Source organism: Streptomyces sp. CA-135486 (genome assembly GCF_050936555.1).
Classification (GTDB): Bacteria; Actinomycetota; Actinomycetes; order Streptomycetales; family Streptomycetaceae; genus Streptomyces.
The window spans coordinates 804,038-826,850 of record NZ_JBNJMM010000002.1; the positions used below are offsets into that span (position 1 = coordinate 804,038).

Consider the following 22,813-nt stretch of genomic DNA (forward strand, 5'->3'; position numbering starts at 1 on the left):
CCTCAGGTGGCCGCGCAGCGCGCCCGTCTGGGCGGGGGCGGGACGGCCGAGCCGCTCCGCCCCCGGTCCGCCCGTCGCGCGCCCGCCGGAATCACCGGTAGTTCACGAACTGCAGCGCGAAGTCGAAGTCCTGCCCCTTCAGCAGCGCCTGCACGGCCTGCAGGTCGTCCCGGCTCTTCGAGCTGACGCGCAGCTCCTCGCCCTGGACCTGCGCCTTGACGCCCTTCGGGCCCTCGTCGCGGATGATCTTCGCGACCTTCTTGGCGTTCTCCTGGGAGATGCCCTCCTCGATCGAGGCGAAGATCTTGTACTCCTTGCCGGACAGCTGCGGCTCGCCCGCGTCCAGCGCCTTCAGCGAGATCCCGCGCTTGACCAGCTTGGTCTGGAAGACGTCGAGGATGGCGGCGACCCGCTCCTCGGAGTTCGCCTGCATAAGGATCTTCTCGCCGGACCAGGCGATCGAAGCCCCGACGTTCTTGAAGTCGTAGCGCTGGGAGATCTCCTTCGCCGCCTGGTTGAGGGCGTTGTCGACCTCCTGCCGCTCGACCTTCGAGACGATGTCGAAACTGGAGTCGGCCATGTCCTGTGGCTCCTTGTATCGGGTGCGTGGAGGCGCGGCCGGAGTCCCGGACCGCACCCGCAAGCCTAGCCACCCGCACCCGTCCCCAGGGCTGATCAATCCGGTGGCGAAGCACCCCTGGGCATCAGGTATCGTTTACGTCGTTGCCACGGAGCACCGCCCACAGCGGGCCTCCTGAGGCGACATCCCATGGCGGTGTGCCCGAGTGGCCAATGGGAGCGGACTGTAAATCCGTCGGCTTAGCCTACCCAGGTTCGAATCCTGGCGCCGCCACGCGAAAAGACGGCCCCTGATCTGCGGAAACGCGGATCGGGGGCCGACCTCGTTGTACTTCGACCCAGCCTGGGTGTCTCACTGTGTCTCGATCCCGCACGCTGTCCATCAGTAGTTGTGGACGGGGCGTGGACGGGATGCCCGCTCGATCGTCCGGAGGTAGCGGCCTGCTGTCAGGCGTACCTGTCGGCGGTGCCGGCGAGGTGAGGCATCTCAGGGCAGCGGCTCGCCCCACGTCTCCGGGCCGCCATCCCGCCACTCGATCAGCGTCGGATCGTCGATCGCAGTGTCAGCCTCCGGCAGATCCGCACGGCGCAGGAACTCCAGCAGGTCGAACAGGTTGAAGGCCGTGCCCACGGCCTCACCGCGGATCGTCACTCGCCTGCCGCCGTCCGGCGACACCGGATGCACGATCACGGGCGCGTTCTCGGTCATGATCCCAGCGTCCATCCGTACGAGGCCGGACGCATCCGGACGGTTACGGGATATCCGTGTCGGACGGCTCCGCGTCGTACCTCCCCGGCTCGCCACCCACCCAGTCGATCAGCTTCGAGCCGCCGAGGACCAGCTCGTCCGGATCCGGCACACCAGCCCGGCGGAGGAACTCGATCACGTCGGCGTCCGACCGGGCGAGGCCGAGGATCCGCTCGTCCCCCTCGACGCGGACAGTGACCCGCCGCCCGCCCGACGGAGAGATCCGGTGCACGACGATCGGGGCGTGTTCCATACCTCCAGGCTGCGCCGGGGCGCCGATCACAGCACTCCGAGCGCCGTATCCGGCCGACAGAACGGGCACGCCTCGACGCCCTTCTTTGGGTGCACGGTCCCTTAGACAGCCTTCAGCTGAGCTGCTCGGCCAGTCCGACGATGATGCCCTCGGGGCCGCGGACGTAGCAGAGCCGATAGCTGTCCTCGTACTGCGCCAGCTCGCCGACGAGTTCGGCGCCGTGGGTGCGCAGGCGGGCAACGACGTCCTCGATGTCGTCGACGGCGAACATGATGCGACGAATGCCCAGAGTGTTCGTCGGCGCGTCCTTCGGCTCGGCGCTGATCGCCTTCGGCGTGTGGAACATCGCCAGCTCGATTCGGCCGTGGCCGTCCGGGGTCCGTAGCATTGCGATGTCCTGTCGGACGTCGTCGAGCCCGATGACACGCTCCACCCAACGTCCCTCGATGGGCATCTTGCCCTCCAGCTCCATGCCAAGTTCGACGAAGAACGAAATAGCAGCGTCAAGGTCGTCGACAACGATGAGGACGTTGTCCATCCGCTGGATCGTCATGCTGGGCCTCCTTGGTGTGGCACGGCCAAGGTGGCCGCATCCGCCCCTGAGACGGAGCCGCCAGGCCGTTCTCGACATCCTCTGCCACATCTTCTTCGAGAACAAAAAGGCCTCGGGCATGGGTGCGCGACCTGCGCCGGGAGATCTTGACGACTTGAGGATTGGTCCAATCTCCAAACTCCGAACATCCGCGGACGTTGAGGGACCGTCACCCCAGGTCAATCAATCTCCGACCGCAGTCATGGACGGGTGTCGAATTGCTTTTGGGACGAAGAGGTCGCCAGTTCAACTCGCCGCCAGACCAGCATCAGGAACTCTTGCAGCCGTTAGCGATGAAAGCTGAGTGCCCCCGACCGGGTGGCTGGGGGCACAGGGGGTCGCGCACGTTCATCGGGCCGCGTGGACGGCTTTTGCGTCAACTACTACGGCGATAAAGGCAGATGTAGAGCAGAGGCAGGAGAACCGAGAGCGTCAGAAAGGCTGCTGGCACCTGCCAAGGTTCAGTTACCTTGGCGGCGTCCAAGGCTTTCGCCATCAAGTACGGCGCGGTCACTGACCCCATCACGCCTGACGTGATCCTTAGCGTTTCGAGGAGACGAATAGAGTGCTCCTCGGGGACGCCCACTGAGAGAGCAGGCCCCTCAGGGGACGTCGTGAACGTGACGTAGGCCGCCACTGTCTGTCGGTCTGCGCTGTCAAGCGTCGGAGTGCCGTCGGTGGCCATCTCAGACCCTTCACTATCACCCGTACCAGGTGCTTTTCACCTAGGTGGGAACCGGGTTCAAGGGCTTCATGGCAATCACCTCCTCTTCGCGTCGTGGGTCTTCCTCAATGTGAGCTCAGGACAACTCCTCTCACGGTTGGGTCACTCGGCCCGGATGCGCACCGCATCGCCGCGTCGAGCGGATACGAGATCGCCGACGCTGCACTCCGAGCGCTACAGCCGGGCTTTCCCCCTTGTGAGCCCGTGCCGGCAGCGCCCGGAGTGGGTCAAGGCTGGCCACGTCCCTTCAGGCGCGGGGCAGCGGTGACACCCGGGGCGAAGCAGCCTCGAGCATTGGCACCGTCGGTGCCGCTTCGCCCACGCAGCGTACCGCACAGGTGCATTTCTGCACCAGCATGGTTCAATAGAGGTGTCATGAGGGTGCGGGCGTCTGGGGGCGGCGGCCCGTGCTCGGTAGATCTCGCCGGAGAGGAGAAGGCTTCATGGCGCAGCAAGCCAGCCCGCCGCAGACGACGGCCAGTGAGCGCTACTCGGTGACGCTCGTCCCGCCAGCGGTGAAGGCAATTGCTGAACTCACAGAGCGGAGCGGCCTAAGCAAAACGGATGTGATCAACCGGGCAGTCCAGATCTACGCCTATCTCGAAGCGCAGAAGGACGAGGGCAGGGATCTCCTACTCCGCGGCTCAGACGGATCGTTGGAGCGACTCCACATTGTTTGATCCGCTGTACGTGCCGCTGAGGTCGCAGGCGCTGAAGTCGATTCGGCGAGATCGCCCCAGGAGCATGCTCTCGACGAGTGGTCGGCAGACCGCGCAAACGTCTCGGAACGCTGCTTCCCAGGTCGGAGGCGGCCCGGGCGCGCCCAATAGCGGACTGTAGATCCGTAAATCCGTCCGCTTAGCCTTCCCAGGTTCGAATCCTGGCGCCGCCACGCGATGAAAGACCCCTGTTGACCTGCGGAAAAGCAGGGTAGCGGGGGTCTTCTCGTTGTCTGGCGAGATCCAGCGTTTTCCGCGATGATCACACTGGCGATCCTCGGGCTCGTCGGCCTCGCCGCCGCGGCATTCCTTCCTCAGGGCCTGGTTTCGAGCACCACCCCTTCCCCGTCGCACGAACCCACCTGAGCTGTCTTCCGAATCAGACAGGCCTGAACGGGTGCATCGACGACGCACACCGGTTACCAGCGCCCCCGCGAGAGCGGATGCTCCAAGGCCCTCCCGGGCAGATCGGACGGCACCTTGACCGGTCGTCGGTCGTTCCGGTTCTTCACTCGGCCATGAGGATGTCCGATCCAGTGCATGGCATCAGAATTGGCGTTATCTACTGTTTCTGCCGGATCGGAGCCAGCCCATGAAGGACCTCAAGTTTGAGCAGAAGCGCTCGCTGTCACGCCTTGAGGCGGCTGATCAGCTCATGGCGCTCGCGGCCGCGCTGAGGGAAGGTGGGGATGCAGATCTGGAACTCGGCCCCGGGACGCTGAGCCTGCGGATCCCCGACGACCTTCGCAGCGAGATAGAGGTCGAGGTCGGCGACGGGGCGACGGAGATCGAGTTCAAGTGGCCGACACTCACCCGAACAGCGCAATCCCAGGCGGCGGCAGGCACAAAGGAGGCCCCGAGGCGGCGGAAGAGTGCGCCCGCCAAGCCCAAGCCCAGGCGGAGCAGCACCGGCACCAGCAGGAGCACAAGCGCGAAGCGGTCCACCACAAAAACGTCCTGAGCCGCGCCAAGGCCCACGGGCCGGCCACCCGGGCCGAGCGGCAGGCCGAGAGCAAGATCCGGATCGTCGTTCCTGCCGTCGGCCGAGCGCTCAGTCCCGCTCCGTCTCCGCCGTGTGCTGACGGGCGGTCCGGGCTGTCAGGCCCCGGTCAGGTCCAGCTCGCCCACGGTCTGATCGCCGCTCTTCTCTCCGGTCGGTCGAAAACCGAGCCGCAGGTAGAACCGCTCGGGCCCGTGTTCTCCCGGCGCCCATGTCGTCGTTGCGCGTGTGTGCCCGCGCCTGCGGACCTCCTCGCACACGGACTCCACGGCGAAGCGGCCGTACCCCCGCCGCTGTTGGCCGGCGGCGATGTTCAGTCGCCAGATTCCGGAGCGGAAATCGTCGTCCGACCCGTCCGACCCGTCCGATGCGAAATTGGCCTCGAAGAAACCCATGACGAAGCCCACGAGCTGCTCACCGTCGAAGATCAGTCGAGGCCAGGCCAGCTCAGGGTGCACATATGCCTCTGCCAGAGACCGTGCGACCGGAGCCACGAGGCGCTCCTGGTAGGGCTGCACCTTCAACCGGCACGCGGCCAGAACGTTGTCCGGTGTGACCTTCTCCAGGCGGGGCGACGATGTCATTTCGGCAGCCTATAGGCCGTCCCCGAAGGCTCGCCGGGCACATACTGCCTGCTGGGGCACCCGGAACAGCGCGGCCTCAGCCGACCAGCCGGAACGCCAGCTCGATCTCCCACTTGGACATGTCCGGCTCCTCCCTCGGATCGGTCAGATACGACTCCAGGCGGCACGCCCAGCGCTCAACACCGTCGACCACCGTCATGTCCCACTCCAGACTCTGCCGCTCCGCCCACTCCCGTACGGCGGTGATGACCCCGGGCAGCTGGTCGGGATGGCCGATATGAGTGACCGTCACATACCGGCCCGCCGGCAGCATTGCGACGCCGATGTCGCCCTCCGGCTCCGGCATGGACACGACGGGCACGCCCGCCTCGACCTCCGACTCCCCTTCCATGTCGATGCTGTTGAAGCGGAAGAAGGGCGCCCCGGCGGTCTCCACCCCACGGCCGGCCAGCCAGCGGATCAACTCCGGCAGCCGGTCGGCGATCGGGGCGAAGGCGTCCATCCGTACGGAGCCGCGGATGAAGGCGTAGGGCTGCTCCCTGCGCTCGACGACCGTGGGCTGGATCTCAGGCATCTGTTCCCTCATGACAACAAAGACCGTACGGAGACCGGGAATTCATCGCAGAGAGGAAATAAAGCGGTCCGACAACCGACTTTCGCTAGTTCCCCGCGACGGCCTTCACCGCGACCGTCACCGGCACCGACCCGCTGATCAGCTCCAGCGTCAGCCCTGCTGTGCCCGGCGTCTCGGCGATCTCCGCCAGTACCGCCGCCACATCGTCACGCGGCACCGTCCCGCGCCCGGTCGATGCCTTCAGCTCCACAAGACCGGTTCCTGCGTCGTTCGTCAGGATGCCCGGCCGCAGAATCGTCCAGTCGAGGCTCGGCCTGGACCGTACGTAGTCGTCGGCGGCGCCCTTCGCGCGCAGATAGACGTCGAACACGTCGTCGCCCGGATGCTGAGAGTCGGCGCCCGTCGAGGAAACGACGATGTGCCGCCGTACGCCTGCCCGTTCCGCTGCGTCCGCGAAGAGCACCGCGGCGCCGCGGTCCACCGTTTCCTTGCGGGCGACGCCGCTGTTCGGACCCGCGCCCGCCGCGAAGACCGCGGCGCCCGCGCCCTGCAGCACCGCGGCGACCTGCTCGACCGAGGCCGACTCCAGGTCGAGCAGGACCGGTTCGGCTCCCGCTTCGCGCAGGTCGTCACCCTGTTCCGGTTTGCGGATGATGCCTGCGACCTCGTGTCCACCCGCCGAGAGCAGCCTCTCCAGGCGAAGTGCGATCTGTCCGTGTCCTCCGGCGATGACAATACGCATGACTACGACGGTACGTCCGAAGCGCGGGCAGCGCTCAGGGACCAGTGTTCTCCGATGTCGGAGGAGCGGATCAAGGCCCGTGGTCAGGGCCCGGGATCCGGTCGCCCCTGCCGCGGCAGCTCGAGCGCGACCGCCGCCGCCGAGTCGCAGTACTCCCGCACCGCGCTCGTCCGTGCCACCACCCGCCCCCGGTGAATCACGATCCGGCTGTACGCGAGCGACAGCACCCCCGAGATCCGCTCGCCGCGGACCGCCAGCAGCTCCGCCGGAAAACCCGCCTCCACCCGCACCTCGGGCAGCCCCATCGCCTCCCGCGCCACCCCCGCCACCGCCCCGTACGCGTCCCGCGCCCGCATCCCGCCCTGCGAAGCCAGCAGATACGCGGCCTCCAGCGGATCACCGCGGCCCACCGGGTTGGAGACGTCCCGCAGCGCCCCGCTGCCCGCCGCGACCCGAACGCCGGCCGCGCGCAGCAGCCGCACCGGCGCGTTGCCCCGGTGTTCGACGGGTCCGCAGCCGCCCTGCGGCACACAGACCACCGTGACGCCGGCCGCCGCCAACTGGTCGGCCGCCCTGGAGGCGGCCTCGCGCGGCAGCCGGGCGAGCCCCGCGCACGGCCCGATCACCACCCCCGGCCGCAGTCCGCCCGCCATCGCCGCGAGGCGCCCGAGCCGGGCCGGGTCGTCACCGTGGGTGTGGAGATCGACGGGGCAGCCGTGTTCGGCAGCGACCTCCAGCACGGCTTCCGCGTACCCGGTGGGATCGGGATCGGCGTCCGGGCAGCCGCCCACAATCCCGGCGCCCATCTTCACCGCGTCCCGCAGCATCGCCAGACCGTCCGCCCCCGCCACGCCCGTGAGCAGCCGAGGAACCGCGACCGCCGTCAGATCCGCGAGCCCGCGCAGCGAGCGCCGTGCCTGCAGCACCGCCTCCAGCGGGCCGAGACCCTGCACATCCCCGATCCGTACGTGCGAGCGCAGTGCCGTCGCCCCGTGTCCCAGCTGCAGCAGTGCGGCCTCGGTGGCACGCCGCTGGACCTCTTCGATGTCGTACGAGACGGGCCCGGGGGAGTCGGCGGTGAGGGCGGTGTCGCCGTGGGTGTGCGGCTCGGCCGGCGCGGGCAGCAGCAGATAGCCGCTCAGGTCGACACGGGTGTAGTACGGGGTGAGGCTGCCCGCGGTGCCGACCGCCTCGATGCGGCCGCCGCTGAGTCGTACGTCGACGGTGCGGCCGTCAGTGAGCCGAGCGCCGCAGAGCAGCAGCGCGGTGGTGTCCGCGGTGGCGCCGTCGGGCGGCTGCGGCTGGCTGTCGGGCATTGCGCTCCTGCGTCGGGCGGTGGGGCTCGGGCGGCGTGACGAAGGGCAAGATCACGCAGCGTGAGTCGAGCCTAGGGGCGCGTCGAGCGTGCTTCGAGGAGGAGCGCAATAGTCGTACCGGTGTGGCCACGAGTGGCGTACGGGACAGGCGGGGCGCAGACCGGTCGGGGGGCGGAGAAACGGATTTGGGCGATCGGCGACCGACCGTGTAATGTCTTCATCGCTCGCCCCAATAGCTCAGTCGGTAGAGCGTCTCCATGGTAAGGAGAAGGTCTACGGTTCGATTCCGTATTGGGGCTCTGATGTCGGTGATCCTCACCTTCGGGTGAGGGGATCCGGTATCGCAGCGGTGTAGCTCAGTCGGTAGAGCAAGCGGCTCATAATCGCTGTGTCACCGGTTCAAGTCCGGTCACCGCTACACACAGTAGCCGATTGTGGGGTCGGTCCTCCGATCGGCTACTCTTTTATGCGTTCATCCGTTCATCAGTCCGTCCAAGGAGCACTCACGTGGCTGCCACCGACGTCCGCCCGAAGATCACGCTGGCCTGCGTGGAGTGCAAGGAGCGGAACTACATCACCAAGAAGAACCGGCGCAACAACCCGGACCGTCTTGAGATGAAGAAGCACTGCCCGCGCTGCAACTCGCACACGGCGCACCGCGAAACGCGCTGACTCAGGCTCGTATACGAGGCCGTCCCCACTGGGGGCGGCCTCGTGTCGTTTGTTGTGGCCAATCCGTCGGGTCAAGCCGTCAGGTCAATCCGTCGGGCCAAGCCACAAGTTCAATCGATCAGGCCAAGCCATCAGGTCAATCCAGCAGGAGGGAGCCAGTCCATGGCGCTCGACCAGTCCTTCGTGGGGCGGACCTATCCGCCCACCTCGCCCTATGAGGTCGGCCGGGAAAAGATCCGCGAGTTTGCCGAGGCGGTGGGTGACGCCAATCCCGCGTACACCGACCAGGAGGCCGCCAAGGCGCTCGGCCACTCCGATGTGATCGCTCCGCCGACTTTCGCCTTTGCGATCACTTTCAAGGCGGCGGAACAGGTCATTCAGGACCCGCAGTTGGGGCTGGACTACGACCGGGTGGTGCACGGCGATCAGAAGTTCGCGTACACCCGGCCGGTGCGGGCGGGGGACCGGCTGACGGTCACGTCGACCATCGAGAGCATCAAGTCCCTTGCGGGCAACGACATCGTGGACATCCGCGGTGAGGTGCACGACGAGGCGGGCGAGCATGTCGTGACCGCCTGGACAAAGCTGGTGGCGCGCGCCGCCGAGGGGGTGTGAGACGTCATGACGGCGAAGATCTCTTACGCGGACGTCGAGGTCGGCACCGAGCTGCCGGCGCAGAGCTTCCCGGTGACCCGCGCCACGCTGGTGCAGTACGCGGGCGCCTCGGGCGACTTCAATCCGATCCACTGGAACGAGAAGTTCGCCACCGAGGTCGGGCTGCCGGATGTGATCGCGCACGGCATGTTCACCATGGCCGAGGCGGTCCGCGTGGTGACGGACTGGGTGGGTGACCCGGGCGCGGTCGTCGAGTACGGCGTGCGCTTCACCAAGCCCGTGGTCGTGCCGAACGACGACAAGGGCGCGCTGATCGAGGTCAGCGGCAAGGTCGCGGTGAAGCTGGACGACAACCGGGTGCGGGTGGACCTGACGGCGATGAGCGCCGGGCAGAAGGTACTGGGGATGTCCCGCGCCGTGGTGCAGCTCGCCTGAGCAGTACGGGTCCTGAGCAGCACGGGTTCTGGGCAGCACGGATAGCGGTAAGGGGCGCCCGTCAGTGGCGGGTGCTCCTTACCGCGTGTGGGGCTTTCTCCTCAGCTCTTGACTTTATTAGTGATTGGCCACTAACTTACTCGCATGGTCAGGATGAGCGCAGATGAGCGACGTGAGAGCGTCATCCGCGCCGCGATCACCGAGTTCGCGCGCGGCGGCTACAACGGCACCTCCACCGAGGCGATCGCCAAACGGGTCGGAGTGTCGCAGCCGTATCTCTTCCGTCTCTTCAAGAACAAGCGGGAGCTCTTCCTGGCGGCGGCCCTCCGCTGCCTCGAGGAGACCCCCAGAGCCTTCGCCGACGCGCTGGAGCAGCGTCCCGACAGCTCGCCGCTCGAAGCGATGGCGGCCGCTTACATGCGGATGATCAACGACAGCGACAAGCTGCTGATGCAGATGCAGACGTATGTCGCGGTGGCTTCCGCCGAGGCGGCCGGCGATCACGAGTTCGGCGAAGAGATCAGGGCCGCCTGGGCCGAGATCTGGGACTTGGCGCAGGTTGCCTTCGCGGGGGACGCGTGCGAGACGACCGACTTCCTCGGCTGCGGCATGCTGATCAACGTTCTGGTGGCGCTGGGCTTCCCTGAGGATCACCGGGTCTGGTCCGGACTCGACATGTCCGACATCAAGGCTCCGCGCTAGGGCTGCCACCACCCGTCCCCTCGGGGGCGAGTTCTGCCCGTAAAAGTTAGTCATTAATAACTAACCCTCTGGGGGAGCAATGAACCAGCAAACAGCCCGCCGCGGCAGCGCTGCCTGGGCCCTCGTCATCACCAGCGTCGCCGGCTTCATGGCGGCCCTCGACAACCTCGTCGTCACCACCGCCCTCCCCTCTATCCGCAAGGACCTGGGCGGCGCGCTGGAAGACCTCGAATGGACGGTGAGCGCATACACCCTCACCTTCGCCGTCCTGCTGATGCTCGGTGCCGCGCTGGGCGACCGGTTCGGCCGCCGCAGGCTCTTCATAGCGGGCCTGACCGTCTTCACCGGCGCATCCGCCGCGGCCGCCCTCGCGCCGGGTATCGACGCGCTGATCGCCGCCCGCGCCGTCCAGGGCGTCGGCGCCGCGATCATGATGCCGCTGACGCTCACCCTGCTCACCGCGGCCGTCCCGGCGGCCCGTCGCGGCGCGGCCCTCGGCATCTTCAGCGCCGTCACCGGCCTGGCCGTCGCCAGCGGTCCGCTCATCGGCGGCAGCCTCACCGAGCACATCTCCTGGGGGTGGATCTTCTGGCTGAATGTGCCGATCGGCCTGGCTCTGCTGCCCCTGGCCCGGCTGCGCCTGGACGAGTCGTACGCCCCCAACGCCCGGCTCGACATACCCGGCACCCTGCTCGTCAGCGGCGGGCTCTTCGGGATCGTCTACGCCCTGGTCAACGGCCAGGCCGACGGCTGGACCAGCACCCCGATCCTGGCCGGCCTGATCGTCGGCACCCTGCTGCTCGTCGCCTTCGTCCGGCACGGGCTCGTCAGCAAGAACCCCATGCTCCCCATGCGGCTCTTCCGTGACCGCGCCTTCTTCGGGATCAATATCGCGAGCCTGCTGATGTTCCTGGGCATGTTCGGCTCGATCTTCCTGCTCAGCCAGTTCCTGCAGGGCGTCGCCGGTTACTCGCCCACCGAGGCCGGTCTGCGGATGCTCCCCTGGACCGGTATGCCGCTGATCGTCGCGCCGATCGCCGGAATACTCTCCGACAGGATCGGCGGCCGCCCGGTCGTCGCCACCGGTCTCGCCCTCCAGGCCATCGGCCTCGGGCTCTTCGCCCTGGTCCTTGAGCCGGGTGTGTCGTACGCGGCCCAGCTCCCCGGTCTGATCCTCGGCGGCGTCGGCATGGCCCTGTACTTCGCCCCGGCGGCCAGCGTGGTCATGTCCAGCGTCCGCCCCGGCGAGCAGGGCATCGCCTCCGGCGCCAACAACGCTCTGCGCGAGGTCGGCGGCGCCCTGGGCGTCGCGGTCCTGGGTGCGGTCTTCGCAGCTCAGGGCGGATACGAGACCCCCGACGCCTTCACCGACGGCACCGTCCCGGCGCTCTGGATCGGCGCGGGTGCGGTGGCCCTCGCGGCGCTGGTCGCCCTGCTGATCCCGGGCCGCCGCACGGAGCAGGCCGCGCAGGCCGTGTCCCAGGCGCCCGCGCAGGCCACCGAGGAGCCCCAGTCCGTCGCCGTGTGACAAGGCGCGTGACCAGGCCCATGACAAGGCGCGGGACAAGGCGTACGAAAGCCGCCGTATGAGAAGGGGTACACGTCCACGGTCCGTGGTCCCGTCCGAGCGGCGGGCCACGGACCGTACCCTTGTCCCCGTGCAGGAACTCCACGACGTCCCCCTCGCCCCCCTGACCACCTTCCGGCTCGGCGGCCCCGCGACCCGACTCGTCACGGCGACCACCGACGACGAGGTGGTCGCCGTCGTACGCGCGGCGGACGCCGCCGGCACCCCGCTGCTGATCATCGGCGGTGGCAGCAATCTGGTCGTCGGCGACAAGGGCTTCGAAGGCACCGCCCTCCGCATCGCGACGAAGGGCTTCGAACTCGACGGCACGCGGCTGGAGCTGGCGGCCGGCGAGGTCTGGACGGACGCCGTCGCCCGCACCGTGGAGGCGGGCCTCGCGGGCATCGAGTGCCTGGCCGGCATCCCCGGCTCGGCCGGTGCCACCCCGATCCAGAACGTCGGCGCGTACGGCCAGGAAGTCTCCAGCACCATCACCGAGGTCGTCGCCTACGACCGCCGCACCGGCGAGACGGTCACCGTCCCGAATGCCGAGTGCGCCTTCTCGTACCGCCACAGCCGCTTCAAGCAGGACCCGGAGCGCTATGTCGTCCTGCGCGTCCGCTTCGAGCTGGAGGACGCGGACGGCCTCTCGGCACCCCTCAAGTACGCCGAGACCGCGCGGGCCCTCGGCGTCGAGGCGGGCGAGCGCGTCCCGGCCGCGGCCGCCCGCGAGAGCGTCCTGAAGCTGCGCGCCGGCAAGGGCATGGTGCTGGACCCCGAGGACCACGACACCTGGTCGGCGGGCTCGTTCTTCACCAATCCGATCCTCGACCAGGCGGCGTACGAGGCATTCCTGGCCCGGGTCCATGACCGCCTCGGCCCGGACGTCGTGCCGCCCGCCTTCCCGGCGGGGGACGGTCACACCAAGACCTCGGCGGCCTGGCTGATCGACAGGGCCGGCTTCACCAAGGGGTACGGCTCCGGCCCGGCCCGTATCTCCACCAAGCACACCCTCGCCCTCACCAACCGCGGCGAAGCCAGCACCGAGGATCTGCTGGCGCTGGCCCGCGAGGTCGTGGCGGGCGTGCGCGAGGCCTTCGGCGTCACGCTGGTCAATGAGCCCGTGACGGTCGGCGTCAGCCTGTAAAGACCGCCTGTAAAGAACGCCTGCACAACCGATGGAACCCCCCGGGCCTGCCATGTTGTCGAGTGGGTGACAGGGTCCTTCAGGACCACACTGCTCGGGGGGAGCGCCTGTGGGCGACGGCGGTTCGGCACGCGACCTGGAGTTCGCGGATTTCGTGACGGCGGCGCACACGTCGCTGCTGCGGACCGCCCGTCTGCTGACCGGCGATCCGCACACCGCGGAGGACCTGGTGCAGGCCGCACTGGTGCGCGTCTATCTGCACTGGGGCCGCTCGGCGGGCTGGGACTCACCCCAGGCGTACGCGCGCAAGGTGGTCGTCAATCTCTACGCGACCTGGCGCAGGCGCCGCTGGCACACGGAAGTCGTCCGCCCGGAGAAGGACAGTGCTCCGGACGGTCACGACATGGCGGGCAGCGCGGAGGCACGGCTCGAACTGGGCCGCGCGCTCGCCGCCCTGCCCCGTGCCCAGCGCGCCGTGGTGGTGCTCCGCTTCTACGAGGACCTGTCGGTGGAACAGACGGCCGAACTGCTCGGCTGTTCGCCCGGGACGGTCAAGAGCCGTACCAACAGGGCCTTGGAGCGGCTGCGCGCGACGGGGGCGCTGGCCGGTTACGCGGGAAGGGGCACGCGATGAGCGACACGACTCACTCGGACGAGGACCTGCTGAGGCGGGGCCTGCATGAGCTGGCCGACGCGGACGGCTCCGCGGGGGCGCCCGCGGTCGACGACCTGGTGACCCGGGGCCGCCGGACCCGCCACATGCGCCGCGCCGCGGCGGTCTGCTGCGCGACGGTCCTGGTGGCAGGGGGAGTTGGCCTCGGCCTGCGGCTGACGGACCACGCGCCACGTACCCCGGACCCGCTCGCGTCCAGGGTGACACCCGCCCCGGAGCGGTCCCTGCAACTTGGGCCGCCCGACCCGAAGATCGGGGTCAATTACCCCTACGACCTGGTCACCAGCTGTGATCTGCGCTTCGCCACCTTTGGCGGCAGCAACTGGGTCAGCACCACGGAACCGAACACCAAGGCACGGTGGGCCACCGACCACGTGTCCGGCTACATGACCCTGACGTCGAAGGACACCGCCCGCTTCGAGTTCCCGCCAGGATCCGAGCGAGGCCCCATCGCGTTCCGCACGGCTACGGGCGGCGGGAACTGCCCCATCAACCCGGCACCGAACCCGGCCAAGCCGCCGGTCCTGGAACTCGCGCCTGCGAAGGCGCAGGAGGGGGCCTGGTATCCATACGGCCTCTACGTCCACTGCGGCCTCCGCTACGCCACGTTCGACAGCCGTCTGTGGACGACCGTGCGTGACTACACGAAGGAGACCGGCATGGACGGGAGCGGACGGTTCACGATCGTGAGCGGCTTCGCGAAGATGTCCGGGGACACGCTCCGATTCGAGTACGCCGGTGGCGCTCCGATCGAATTCCGGCCCGCCGAACCCGGCGAGAAGCCGCCCATGTGCGCCTGACCGGGGCCCTAGTACGCCACCCCGACCCCCTGCTTGACCGTCGCCGGGTCGTCCACCATCGCCAGCATCGCGTGCGCCACATCCGCGCGCCCGATCGTCCGCCCGCTGCGCGGATTGCCCCCGACGACCGTCCGGTACGCGCCCGTCACCGGCTTGTTCAGCAGCCGCGGCGGGCGCACCGACGTCCAGTCCGTCGCACTGCTGACCAGCTCCTCCTCCATGGCCCGCAGATCGGCGTACACGTCCTGCAGCAGCATGTTGATCACCGCCAGCATCGTGCGGTCGAGCAGCGGCGTTCGCTCCGGGGTCGGACCGAGCGGGCCCGCGCTGACCACCAGCAGCCGGCGGGTCTGCTCCGCCTCCATCGCCCACAGCACCGAGCGCGTCAGTTTCGCCGCGATCCCGGCGTCGGCGCGGCGCCGTGCCCCCAGAGCCGAGAGCACCGCGTCGCGCCCGGCGACGGCCGCCCGCAACGACTCGCCCTCCTTCAGGTCCGCCTTGAACACCTGCAGGTCAGGGCCTGTGATCGGGAACCGTGAGGGATCGCGCACCACCGCCGTCACCTCGTGTCCCGACGCCAGCGCCTGCCGCACTATCTCCTGTCCGATGCCTCCGGTCGCACCGAAAACCGTGAGCCTCATTGCCCGCACCTCCATGGTGGGTAAGTGTTCACTCACCTCTAGAGTGGGTAAATACTCACCCACCCGTCAAGTCCAGGTCTCCCGGCGGAGGATCCATGCAGAAACCGGCCCGCGTCCGCATCCTCGACGCCGCCCATGAGCTCATGCTCACCATCGGCCTCGCCCGCGCCACCACCAAGGAGATCGCCAAGGCGGCCGGCTGCTCCGAGGCAGCGCTCTACAAGTACTTCGCGAGCAAGGAAGACCTGTTCGTGACCGTGCTCAAGGAGCGGCTGCCGGGGCTCAACCCGCTGCTGAGCCGACTGGCCGAAGAGCCGGGGGAGCGGAGCGTCGAGGAGAACCTGACCGAGATCGCCCGCGAGGCCGCCCTCTTCTACGCCCAGAGCTTCCCGATCGCCGCTTCGCTCTACGCCGAGCCCACGCTCAAGCAGCGCCACGACGCGGCCATGCGCGAGATGGGCAGGGGCCCGCACATGCCCATCCGGGGCCTCGACGCCTACCTCCGCGCCGAGCAGGCAGCCGGCCGCATCAGCCCCGAGGCCGACACCTACGCCGCGGCGTCCCTCCTCCTCGGCGCCTGTGCCCAGCGCGCCTTCGCGTACGACATGACCGAGGACGGGAAGCCGCCGCAGTCCGTCGAGGAGTTCGCCGCCGGACTCGCCCGCACCCTCCTGCGCGGAATCGGCTAGCCGGTCAGCCAGTCGTCGATGCCGGCCTCCAGCTTTGCCTTCACCTCGTCCGGCGCCGCCGACCCCCGCACCGACTGCCTGGCCAGCTCCGCCAGTTCCTCGTCCGTGAAGCCGTGATGCCTGCGCGCCAGTTCGTACTGAGCGGCCAGCCGGGAGCCGAAGAGCAGCGGGTCGTCAGCCCCCAGTGCCATCGGCACCCCCGCGTCGTACAGCGTCCGCAGCGGTACGTCCTCGGGCTTCTCGTACACGCCCAGCGCCACATTCGAGGCGGGGCACACCTCGCAGGTCACCCCGCGCTCGGCGAGCTTCCGCAGCAGCCGGGGGTCCTCCGCTGCCCGCACCCCGTGGCCGATGCGCGAGGCGTGCAGATCGTCCAGGCAGTCCCGTACCGACGCGGGGCCCGTCAGCTCGCCGCCGTGCGGTGCCGCGAGCAGCCCGCCGTCCCGGGCGATCGCGAAGGCGCGGTCGAAGTCCCGTGCCATGCCCCGGCGTTCGTCGTTGGAGAGGCCGAAGCCGACGACGCCGCGTTCCGCGTACCGCACCGCGAGCCGCGCCAGTGTGCGGGCGTCCAGGGGATGCTTCATCCGGTTCGCGGCGACCACCACCCGCATCCCGAGTCCGGTGTCCCGCGCCGCGGTCTCCACCGCGTCCAGAATGATCTCCAGGGCCGGGATCAGCCCGCCGAGCCGCGGTGCGTACGAGGTCGGGTCGACCTGGATCTCCAGCCAGCCCGAGCCGTCCCTGATGTCTTCCTCGGCGGCCTCGCGCACCAGCCGCCGGATGTCCTCGGGCTCGCGCAGGCAGGAACGCGCCATGTCGTACAGCCGCTGGAAGCGGAACCAGCCGCGCTCGTCGGTGGCCCGCAGCTTGGGGGGCTCCCCGCTGGTCAGCGCATCGGGCAGATGGACGCCGTACTTGTCGGCGAGCTCCAGCAGAGTGGTGGGCCGCATCGAGCCGGTGAAGTGCAGATGCAGATGGGCCTTCGGCAGCAGGCTGAGATCTCGTACACGCTCCATTGCAGGATCTTGCCGCACCCGCCCGCCGCGTGGCAGCCCCTTTCCCCGATCGGGTTCTTGCTCGAACGAAGAAAGGAAAGGCCACCGACTCGTGTGAGCCGGTGGTCTTTCGTTGCCGACGGACCGCACCCTCGCCGGGCCGTCGTTGGCAGGACGTCAGTCGCGCGCTTCGGCCAGCAGCTTCTGCAGCCGCGACACACCCTCGACCAGATCCTCGTCGCCCAGCGCGTACGACAGCCGCAGATAGCCCGGCGTACCGAATGCCTCGCCCGGTACGACCGCCACCTCGGCCTCGTCCAGGATCAGCGCCGCCAGCTCCACCGAGGTCTGCGGGCGCTTGCCGCGGATCTCCTTGCCGAGCAGTGCCTTCACCGAGGGGTACGCGTAGAAGGCGCCCTCCGGCTCGGGGCAGAGCACGCCGTCGATCTCGTTGAGCATCCGCACGATCGTCTGCCGACGGCGGTCGAAGGCGGTCCGCATCTCGGCGACCGCGTCCAGCGAACCGGAGACGGCGGCCAGTGCCGCGACCTGCGCCACGTTGGAGACGTTCGACGTGGCGTGCGACTGCAGGTTGGTCGCGGCCTTCACCACGTCCTTCGGGCCGACGATCCACCCCACGCGCCAGCCGGTCATCGCATAGGTCTTGGCCACACCGTTGACCACGATGCACTTGTCGCGCAGCTCGGGCACGAGCGTCGGCAGCGAGGTGAACGTGGCGTCGCCGTACACCAGGTGCTCGTAGATCTCGTCCGTCAGCACCCACAGGCCGTGCTCGTGGGCCCAGCGGCCGATCGCCTCGGCGTCGGCCCGGCTGTAGACCGCGCCCGTCGGGTTGGACGGCGAGACGAACAGCACAACCTTCGTACGCTCCGTGCGCGCCGCCTCCAGCTGCTCGACGGAGACCCGGTAGCCGGTGGTCTCGTCGGCGACGACGTCGACCGGGACACCGCCCGCGAGCCGGATCGACTCGGGGTAGGTGGTCCAGTACGGCGCCGGGACGATGACCTCGTCGCCCGGGTCGAGGATGGCCGCGAAGGCTTCGTAGATCGCCTGCTTGCCGCCGTTGGTGACGAGGATCTGGGATGCCTCGACCTCATAGCCGGAGTCGCGGAGCGTCTTCGCGGCGATGGCGGCCTTGAGCTCGGGGAGCCCGCCGGCCGGGGTGTACCGGTGGTACTTGGGGTTCTTGCAGGCCTCGATGGCGGATTCGACGATGTAGCCGGGCGTCGGGAAGTCGGGCTCACCGGCGCCGAAGCCGATCACCGGGCGCCCGGCGGCCTTGAGGGCCTTGGCCTTGGCGTCTACGGCGAGGGTCGCGGACTCGGAGATCGCGCCGATGCGGGCGGAGACCCGGCGCTCGGTGGGAGGGGTTGCAGCGCTCATGCGGCCCATCGTCCCAGACGGCAATCGCGCACGGCACACCTGTTTCGACTAGCGGACCGGAAGCTTTCGGGTAGCGGACCGGAAGCGCTCGGGAGCTATCTGTTCGACGCCGCGCCCATGACCACGTACACTCACTCGTCGTTGGCCCTCACCAACCACATCGTGGGATGGGGTAGGTTGGGGAAACCACAAAGGGTCGTAGCTCAATTGGTAGAGCACTGGTCTCCAAAACCAGCGGTTGGGGGTTCAAGTCCCTCCGGCCCTGCTACACACACCTCCGCCAGGTTGTGTGCGCATGTACGTACATTCAATGAACCGCCGTGCGGCTCCACCGGGTGCGGCACGGCCACGACCCGGAACCAGGTGAAAGATCGTGACGGACGCCGTGGGCTCCATCGACATGCCTGATGCCGAGGACGAGGCGCCGGAGTCGAAGAAGAAGTCCCGCAAGGGCGGCAAGCGCGGAAAGAAGGGCCCCCTGGGCCGTCTCGCGCTCTTCTACCGACAGATCATCGCCGAGCTGCGCAAGGTCGTCTGGCCCACTCGCAGCCAGCTGACCACGTACACCACAGTGGTGATTGTCTTCGTAGTCGTCATGATTGGTCTGGTGACCGTGATTGACTATGGGTTCCAGGAAGCCGTCAAGTACGTCTTCGGCTGATCCCGCGGAGGGCGCCGGCAGCGGCGCCCCTTTCGCATGTTCCACCCCATCTGTATCCAGGAAGAAGCAGCCACCGTGTCTGACCCGAACCTGAACGACGCCGGCGAGTCGGTCGAGTCCGTAGAGGACGAGCTCGACATCGTTGAGGCGGCGGACGCTGTGGAGCCTGACGAGGCCGAGGCCGCCGACGCCAGCGCGGGTACCCCGGCCGAGGCGGCCGCGACGCACGTCGAGGGCGAGGCGGCCGAGGTCGATGAGGACGAGCTCGCTGAGGAGGAGGCCGACGTGGCCGCCGCCGCAGAGCTCGAAGAGGGCGAGCCGACCGAGCCCGAGGCCCCGGTCGACCCGGTCGCGGCCCTGCGCGAGGAGCTCCGCGGTCTGCCCGGCGAGTGGTACGTCATCCACACCTACGCCGGGTACGAGAAGCGCGTGAAGGCCAACCTTGAGCAGCGCGCCGTCTCGCTGAACGTCGAGGACTTCATCTACCAGGCCGAAGTGCCCGAGGAAGAGATCGTCCAGATCAAGAACGGCGAGCGCAAGAACGTCCGCCAGAACAAGCTCCCCGGCTATGTGCTCGTCCGTATGGACCTGACGAACGAGTCCTGGGGCGTCGTCCGCAACACCCCCGGCGTCACCGGCTTCGTGGGCAATGCCTACGACCCGTACCCGCTGACCCTGGACGAGATCGTCAAGATGCTCGCCCCGGAGGCCGAGGAGAAGGCCGCCCGCGAGGCCGCAGAGGCCGAGGGCAAGCCGGCTCCGGCCCGCAAGGTCGAGGTCCAGGTGCTGGACTTCGAGGTCGGCGACTCGGTCACCGTCACCGACGGCCCGTTCGCGACGCTGCAGGCCACGATCAACGAGATCAACGCCGACTCGAAGAAGGTCAAGGGCCTCGTCGAGATCTTCGGCCGCGAGACCCCGGTCGAGCTGAGCTTCGACCAGATCCAGAAGAACTGACACCCTCTGGAACATATGCCTCCGACCAGGTCAGAACGGCTCTCGCAGCCGCTCTGACCTGCTCGGTTTTTGGCCGCGCAGCTATACCCGTTATCGTTGTGCGGTATGCCTCCATCCGGATGATCGGGTGGAGCGCTGAAAACTCTCACTAGGACCCGGAGAGAGCAATGCCTCCCAAGAAGAAGAAGGTCACGGGGCTTATCAAGCTCCAGATCCAGGCCGGCGCGGCCAACCCGGCACCGCCGGTCGGCCCCGCGCTGGGTCAGCACGGCGTCAACATCATGGAGTTCTGCAAGGCCTACAACGCCGCGACCGAGTCGCAGCGTGGCATGGTCGTGCCGGTGGAGATCACGGTCTACGAGGACCGTTCCTTCACCTTCATCACCAAGACTCCGCCGGCCGCCAAGCTGATCCTCAAGGCCGCGGGTGTGGACAAGGGCTCCGGCGAGCCGCACAAGACCAAGGTTGCCAAGCTCACCGGCGCCCAGGTCCGTGAGATCGCCACGGTCAAGATGCCCGACCTGAACGCCAACGACCTGGACGCCGCGTCGAAGATCATCGCCGGCACCGCCCGTTCGATGGGCATCACGGTCGAGGGCTGATCAGCCCCCACTCGGCGCCGGCAGCACATATGGCGCCGTAGACCTCAGTGGCAGGACCACGCGCTGGTCCGCACCACGACTCCATACCTGAACCACCAGGAGAAGAAGTGAAGCGCAGCAAGGCTCTCCGCAACGCGGACGCCAAGATCGACCGGGAGCGCAACTACGCCCCGCTCGAGGCCGTCCGTCTTGCGAAGGACACCGCCAGCACCAAGTTCGACGGCACCGTCGAGGTCGCCTTCCGTCTGGGCGTTGACCCGCGCAAGGCCGACCAGATGGTCCGTGGCACCGTGAACCTCCCGCACGGCACCGGTAAGACCGCCCGGGTCCTGGTCTTCGCGACCGGTGACCGTGCCGAGGCCGCACGTGCCGCGGGCGCCGACATCGTCGGCGCCGACGAGCTCATCGACGAGGTTGCGAAGGGCCGTCTGGACTTCGACGCCGTCGTCGCCACCCCGGACCTCATGGGCAAGGTCGGCCGCCTCGGCCGCGTGCTCGGTCCGCGTGGTCTCATGCCGAACCCGAAGACCGGCACCGTCACCCCCGATGTCACCAAGGCTGTGAACGACATCAAGGGCGGCAAGATCGAGTTCCGTGTCGACAAGCACTCGAACCTGCACTTCATCATCGGCAAGGTTTCCTTCGACGAGACGAAGCTGGTCGAGAACTACGCCACGGCGCTGGAGGAGATCCTCCGTCTGAAGCCGTCCGCCGCGAAGGGCCGCTACATCAAGAAGGCGGTCCTGACCACCACGATGGGCCCCGGCATCCCGCTGGACTCCAACCGCACCCGCAACCTCCTCGTCGAGGAGGACCCGGCCGCCGTCTGAATCTGACGGCAGTCGCGGGTCTCGCGTACTGAAGCCGGCCCCCGCACCTCGTACGAGGCGCGGGGGCCGGTTCTTTTGCCCGTCAGGAAGCAGGCCCCCGTGGCTCCGGCGCGACCGCCGGCGGCCCTGGGGGCGGCAGCACCGGCGCCGGGGAGCCGAAGCACGTGGGCGGCGCCCCGGCGGGCGCCGTGAAGCCGGCCGACGGGGCCGGCAGCCGGCTGCGTGAGGCCCGATTTGCCTGAGTGGGATCCGGTCCCGTACTCTTCCACAGAAGCCAAAGACCGCTGGTCGTTGCCGTGCTCTCGCAAGAGGGTGCGGCGGCCGAAGGATCCGCTAGCTGCGGACGTCCTGCGCAGGTGACTGTGGAAAGTTCCCGGGTTCCCTCCGGTTGAGCTACGCCCCGTGCGCCTGCGCCGGGGCGTTTCGTTTTGTCCAGCCCCTTCTGAGCGGTCCTCATCACCCGGAAGGAGGCCGACGCTCTATGGCAAGGCCCGACAAGGCTGCCGCGGTAGCCGAGCTCGCGGACCAGTTCCGCAGCTCGAACGCCGCCGTGCTGACCGAGTACCGGGGTCTCACCGTGGCCCAGCTCAAGCAGCTGCGCCGTTCGCTCGGTGAGAACGCCCAGTACGCCGTGGTGAAGAACACGCTGACCAAGATTGCGGCCAACGAGGCCGGGATCAACACGCTCGACGACCTGTTCAACGGTCCGACGGCGGTTGCCTTCGTCACCGGTGACCCGGTGGAGTCGGCGAAGGGTCTTCGTGACTTCGCCAAGGACAACCCCAACCTGATCATCAAGGGCGGTGTCCTTGATGGCAAGGCGCTGTCCGCCGATGAGATCAAGAAGCTTGCGGACCTCGAGTCCCGCGAGGTTCTGCTCGCCAAGCTGGCGGGCGCCATGAAGGGCAAGCAGTCCCAGGCTGCCGCGCTCTTCCAGGCGCTTCCCTCGAAGTTCGTCCGCACCGCGGAGGCGCTTCGTGCCAAGAAGGCCGAGCAGGGCGGTGCCGAGTAATTCGGCTCGCGCATTGATCAGCGTCGCCTGACGGCGCTGGTCGCAGCGGGCCGCACGCCCGCCGACATATACATCCGGCACCAGCCGAATTAGTGGAAGGACCGCCATCATGGCGAAGCTCAGCCAGGACGACCTGCTTGCGCAGTTCGAGGAGATGACCCTCATCGAGCTCTCCGAGTTCGTGAAGGCCTTCGAGGAGAAGTTCGACGTCACCGCCGCCGCCCCGGTCGCCGCCGCCGGCGTTGCCGTCCCGGGTGCCCCGGTCGAGGCCGAGGCCGAGCAGGACGAGTTCGACGTCATCCTCACCGGCGCCGGCGAGAAGAAGATCCAGGTCATCAAGGTCGTGCGTGAGCTGACCTCCCTGGGTCTGAAGGAGGCCAAGGACCTCGTCGACGGCACCCCGAAGCCGGTCCTCGAGAAGGTCGCCAAGGAGGCCGCTGAGAAGGCTGCCGAGTCCCTCAAGGCCGCTGGCGCCTCCGTCGAGGTCAAGTGACCTTTTGAGTCTCTGATTCGTGGCTCCGCAAGGGGCCGCAGGGACACAGCGAAGGGCGATCACCCATTCGGGTGGTCGCCCTTCGGC

The 22,813-nt window shown here is 68.4% G+C and carries 30 protein-coding genes and 5 tRNA genes; 22 read left to right on the forward strand and 13 right to left on the reverse strand.

The genetic code is table 11. The features are described from left to right. Positions 1-91 precede the first annotated feature (91 nt). A complete protein-coding gene (locus ACQEVG_RS22905) occupies positions 92-580 on the reverse strand; it encodes a YajQ family cyclic di-GMP-binding protein (protein WP_266479228.1) in 489 nt (162 codons plus the stop codon). Between the two features lie 191 nt (positions 581-771). On the opposite strand from ACQEVG_RS22905, the gene ACQEVG_RS22910 reads away from it, so the two are divergent. Then, positions 772-853: transfer RNA gene (locus ACQEVG_RS22910), tRNA-Tyr, on the forward strand. A gap of 213 nt (positions 854-1,066) precedes the next feature. Here the strand turns inward: ACQEVG_RS22910 and ACQEVG_RS22915 are convergent. The 5 genes from ACQEVG_RS22915 to ACQEVG_RS22935 all read right to left on the reverse strand — a co-directional run bounded on the left by ACQEVG_RS22915 (position 1,067) and on the right by ACQEVG_RS22935 (position 2,857). Beyond that, positions 1,067-1,288: a hypothetical protein gene (locus ACQEVG_RS22915; protein ID WP_432986918.1), complete on the reverse strand. Its 222-nt coding sequence runs from the start codon at positions 1,286-1,288 to the stop codon at positions 1,067-1,069. A gap of 43 nt (positions 1,289-1,331) precedes the next feature. Continuing rightward, positions 1,332-1,580 (reverse strand): hypothetical protein, encoded by a 249-nt coding sequence (locus tag ACQEVG_RS22920; protein ID WP_432986921.1) that lies wholly within the window; start codon positions 1,578-1,580, stop codon positions 1,332-1,334. A gap of 26 nt (positions 1,581-1,606) precedes the next feature. Further along, positions 1,607-1,675, reverse strand: a complete 69-nt coding sequence (locus tag ACQEVG_RS22925) for a DUF6233 domain-containing protein (RefSeq protein WP_432992823.1) — start codon at positions 1,673-1,675, stop codon at positions 1,607-1,609. Positions 1,676-1,692: 17 nt separating this feature from the next. Then, positions 1,693-2,133 (reverse strand): VOC family protein, encoded by a 441-nt coding sequence (locus ACQEVG_RS22930; protein WP_432986923.1) that lies wholly within the window; start codon positions 2,131-2,133, stop codon positions 1,693-1,695. Between the two features lie 415 nt (positions 2,134-2,548). Further along, positions 2,549-2,857: a hypothetical protein gene (locus ACQEVG_RS22935; protein ID WP_432986925.1), complete on the reverse strand. Its 309-nt coding sequence runs from the start codon at positions 2,855-2,857 to the stop codon at positions 2,549-2,551. A 482-nt stretch (positions 2,858-3,339) separates the two neighbouring features. On the opposite strand from ACQEVG_RS22935, the gene ACQEVG_RS22940 reads away from it, so the two are divergent. The 3 genes from ACQEVG_RS22940 to ACQEVG_RS22950 all read left to right on the forward strand — a co-directional run bounded on the left by ACQEVG_RS22940 (position 3,340) and on the right by ACQEVG_RS22950 (position 4,576). After that, on the forward strand, positions 3,340-3,576 hold the full coding sequence (locus ACQEVG_RS22940; RefSeq protein ID WP_432986928.1) for a hypothetical protein: 237 nt from the start codon (positions 3,340-3,342) through the stop codon (positions 3,574-3,576). 124 nt (positions 3,577-3,700) lie between these two features. Continuing rightward, positions 3,701-3,788, forward strand: a tRNA-Ser gene (locus ACQEVG_RS22945). Positions 3,789-4,207: 419 nt separating this feature from the next. Beyond that, positions 4,208-4,576, forward strand: coding sequence for an amphi-Trp domain-containing protein (locus ACQEVG_RS22950; RefSeq protein WP_432986930.1), 369 nt, complete (start codon positions 4,208-4,210; stop codon positions 4,574-4,576). 137 nt (positions 4,577-4,713) lie between these two features. Here the strand turns inward: ACQEVG_RS22950 and ACQEVG_RS22955 are convergent, their stop codons facing one another. From ACQEVG_RS22955 to ACQEVG_RS22970, 4 genes are all read right to left on the reverse strand, one after another. After that, positions 4,714-5,199: a GNAT family N-acetyltransferase gene (locus ACQEVG_RS22955; RefSeq protein ID WP_432986932.1), complete on the reverse strand. Its 486-nt coding sequence runs from the start codon at positions 5,197-5,199 to the stop codon at positions 4,714-4,716. A gap of 76 nt (positions 5,200-5,275) precedes the next feature. After that, positions 5,276-5,773 (reverse strand): GyrI-like domain-containing protein, encoded by a 498-nt coding sequence (locus ACQEVG_RS22960; protein WP_432986935.1) that lies wholly within the window; start codon positions 5,771-5,773, stop codon positions 5,276-5,278. 85 nt (positions 5,774-5,858) lie between these two features. Further along, the gene (locus tag ACQEVG_RS22965) at positions 5,859-6,515 is read right to left on the reverse strand and encodes an SDR family oxidoreductase (RefSeq protein ID WP_432986938.1); all 657 of its coding nucleotides are present in this window, start codon (positions 6,513-6,515) and stop codon (positions 5,859-5,861) included. Between the two features lie 83 nt (positions 6,516-6,598). Then, the gene (locus tag ACQEVG_RS22970; protein WP_432986941.1) at positions 6,599-7,831 is read right to left on the reverse strand and encodes an amidohydrolase family protein; all 1,233 of its coding nucleotides are present in this window, start codon (positions 7,829-7,831) and stop codon (positions 6,599-6,601) included. Between the two features lie 226 nt (positions 7,832-8,057). Here ACQEVG_RS22970 and ACQEVG_RS22975 point away from each other — a divergent pair. The 10 genes from ACQEVG_RS22975 (at position 8,058) to ACQEVG_RS23020 (ending at position 14,442) form a co-directional block, all read left to right on the forward strand. Further along, positions 8,058-8,130: transfer RNA gene (locus tag ACQEVG_RS22975), tRNA-Thr, on the forward strand. A gap of 46 nt (positions 8,131-8,176) precedes the next feature. Continuing rightward, positions 8,177-8,249, forward strand: a tRNA-Met gene (locus ACQEVG_RS22980). Between the two features lie 89 nt (positions 8,250-8,338). Next, a complete protein-coding gene (gene rpmG, locus ACQEVG_RS22985) occupies positions 8,339-8,503 on the forward strand; it encodes a 50S ribosomal protein L33 (protein WP_003956487.1) in 165 nt (54 codons plus the stop codon). A 162-nt stretch (positions 8,504-8,665) separates the two neighbouring features. Then, positions 8,666-9,118: an FAS1-like dehydratase domain-containing protein gene (locus tag ACQEVG_RS22990; RefSeq protein ID WP_432986943.1), complete on the forward strand. Its 453-nt coding sequence runs from the start codon at positions 8,666-8,668 to the stop codon at positions 9,116-9,118. Between the two features lie 6 nt (positions 9,119-9,124). Then, on the forward strand, positions 9,125-9,553 hold the full coding sequence (locus ACQEVG_RS22995) for a MaoC family dehydratase (RefSeq protein ID WP_432986945.1): 429 nt from the start codon (positions 9,125-9,127) through the stop codon (positions 9,551-9,553). A 144-nt stretch (positions 9,554-9,697) separates the two neighbouring features. After that, positions 9,698-10,255, forward strand: a complete 558-nt coding sequence (locus tag ACQEVG_RS23000) for a TetR/AcrR family transcriptional regulator (RefSeq protein WP_432986948.1) — start codon at positions 9,698-9,700, stop codon at positions 10,253-10,255. Between the two features lie 79 nt (positions 10,256-10,334). Next, a complete protein-coding gene (locus tag ACQEVG_RS23005) occupies positions 10,335-11,783 on the forward strand; it encodes a DHA2 family efflux MFS transporter permease subunit (RefSeq protein WP_432986951.1) in 1,449 nt (482 codons plus the stop codon). Between the two features lie 130 nt (positions 11,784-11,913). Continuing rightward, the gene (locus tag ACQEVG_RS23010) at positions 11,914-12,969 is read left to right on the forward strand and encodes a UDP-N-acetylmuramate dehydrogenase (RefSeq protein ID WP_432986954.1); all 1,056 of its coding nucleotides are present in this window, start codon (positions 11,914-11,916) and stop codon (positions 12,967-12,969) included. A gap of 109 nt (positions 12,970-13,078) precedes the next feature. Beyond that, complete coding sequence (locus tag ACQEVG_RS23015) at positions 13,079-13,603, forward strand: SigE family RNA polymerase sigma factor (protein ID WP_432986956.1); 525 nt, start codon at positions 13,079-13,081, stop codon at positions 13,601-13,603. Further along, positions 13,600-14,442: a hypothetical protein gene (locus ACQEVG_RS23020; RefSeq protein ID WP_432986958.1), complete on the forward strand. Its 843-nt coding sequence runs from the start codon at positions 13,600-13,602 to the stop codon at positions 14,440-14,442. Before ACQEVG_RS23015 ends, ACQEVG_RS23020 begins: the two co-directional genes overlap by 4 nt. Before the next feature lie 8 nt (positions 14,443-14,450). On the opposite strand, the gene ACQEVG_RS23025 is transcribed toward ACQEVG_RS23020, so the two are convergent. After that, positions 14,451-15,083 carry an NAD(P)-dependent oxidoreductase gene (locus ACQEVG_RS23025; protein ID WP_432986960.1) on the reverse strand — a complete coding sequence of 211 codons (633 nt, stop codon included), beginning with the start codon at positions 15,081-15,083 and terminating at the stop codon, positions 14,451-14,453. Positions 15,084-15,178: 95 nt separating this feature from the next. Between ACQEVG_RS23025 and ACQEVG_RS23030 the strand changes: the two genes are divergently transcribed. Then, positions 15,179-15,772: a TetR/AcrR family transcriptional regulator gene (locus ACQEVG_RS23030; RefSeq protein ID WP_432986963.1), complete on the forward strand. Its 594-nt coding sequence runs from the start codon at positions 15,179-15,181 to the stop codon at positions 15,770-15,772. Here ACQEVG_RS23030 and ACQEVG_RS23035 read toward each other — a convergent pair. Continuing rightward, positions 15,769-16,788, reverse strand: a complete 1,020-nt coding sequence (locus ACQEVG_RS23035) for an adenosine deaminase (RefSeq protein ID WP_432986965.1) — start codon at positions 16,786-16,788, stop codon at positions 15,769-15,771. The two genes, ACQEVG_RS23030 and ACQEVG_RS23035, sit on opposite strands and share 4 nt — an antisense overlap. Before the next feature lie 156 nt (positions 16,789-16,944). Beyond that, positions 16,945-18,171, reverse strand: coding sequence for a pyridoxal phosphate-dependent aminotransferase (locus ACQEVG_RS23040; protein ID WP_432986968.1), 1,227 nt, complete (start codon positions 18,169-18,171; stop codon positions 16,945-16,947). Positions 18,172-18,363: 192 nt separating this feature from the next. Between ACQEVG_RS23040 and ACQEVG_RS23045 the strand changes: the two genes are divergently transcribed. From ACQEVG_RS23045 to rplL, 7 genes are all read left to right on the forward strand, one after another. Then, positions 18,364-18,436: transfer RNA gene (locus ACQEVG_RS23045), tRNA-Trp, on the forward strand. A 108-nt stretch (positions 18,437-18,544) separates the two neighbouring features. Then, complete coding sequence (gene secE / locus ACQEVG_RS23050; protein WP_404725567.1) at positions 18,545-18,832, forward strand: preprotein translocase subunit SecE; 288 nt, start codon at positions 18,545-18,547, stop codon at positions 18,830-18,832. A 75-nt stretch (positions 18,833-18,907) separates the two neighbouring features. Then, positions 18,908-19,789 (forward strand): transcription termination/antitermination protein NusG, encoded by an 882-nt coding sequence (gene nusG, locus ACQEVG_RS23055; protein ID WP_432986972.1) that lies wholly within the window; start codon positions 18,908-18,910, stop codon positions 19,787-19,789. Positions 19,790-19,956: 167 nt separating this feature from the next. Then, on the forward strand, positions 19,957-20,391 hold the full coding sequence (rplK, locus tag ACQEVG_RS23060; RefSeq protein ID WP_307661693.1) for a 50S ribosomal protein L11: 435 nt from the start codon (positions 19,957-19,959) through the stop codon (positions 20,389-20,391). Between the two features lie 107 nt (positions 20,392-20,498). Continuing rightward, the gene (rplA, locus tag ACQEVG_RS23065) at positions 20,499-21,221 is read left to right on the forward strand and encodes a 50S ribosomal protein L1 (protein ID WP_432986975.1); all 723 of its coding nucleotides are present in this window, start codon (positions 20,499-20,501) and stop codon (positions 21,219-21,221) included. Positions 21,222-21,702: 481 nt separating this feature from the next. Further along, positions 21,703-22,233, forward strand: coding sequence for a 50S ribosomal protein L10 (rplJ, locus tag ACQEVG_RS23070; RefSeq protein ID WP_326651935.1), 531 nt, complete (start codon positions 21,703-21,705; stop codon positions 22,231-22,233). Positions 22,234-22,342: 109 nt separating this feature from the next. Further along, entirely contained in the window at positions 22,343-22,726 is a 384-nt protein-coding gene (rplL, locus tag ACQEVG_RS23075; RefSeq protein ID WP_432986978.1) for a 50S ribosomal protein L7/L12, read from the forward strand. Positions 22,727-22,813 lie beyond the last annotated feature (87 nt).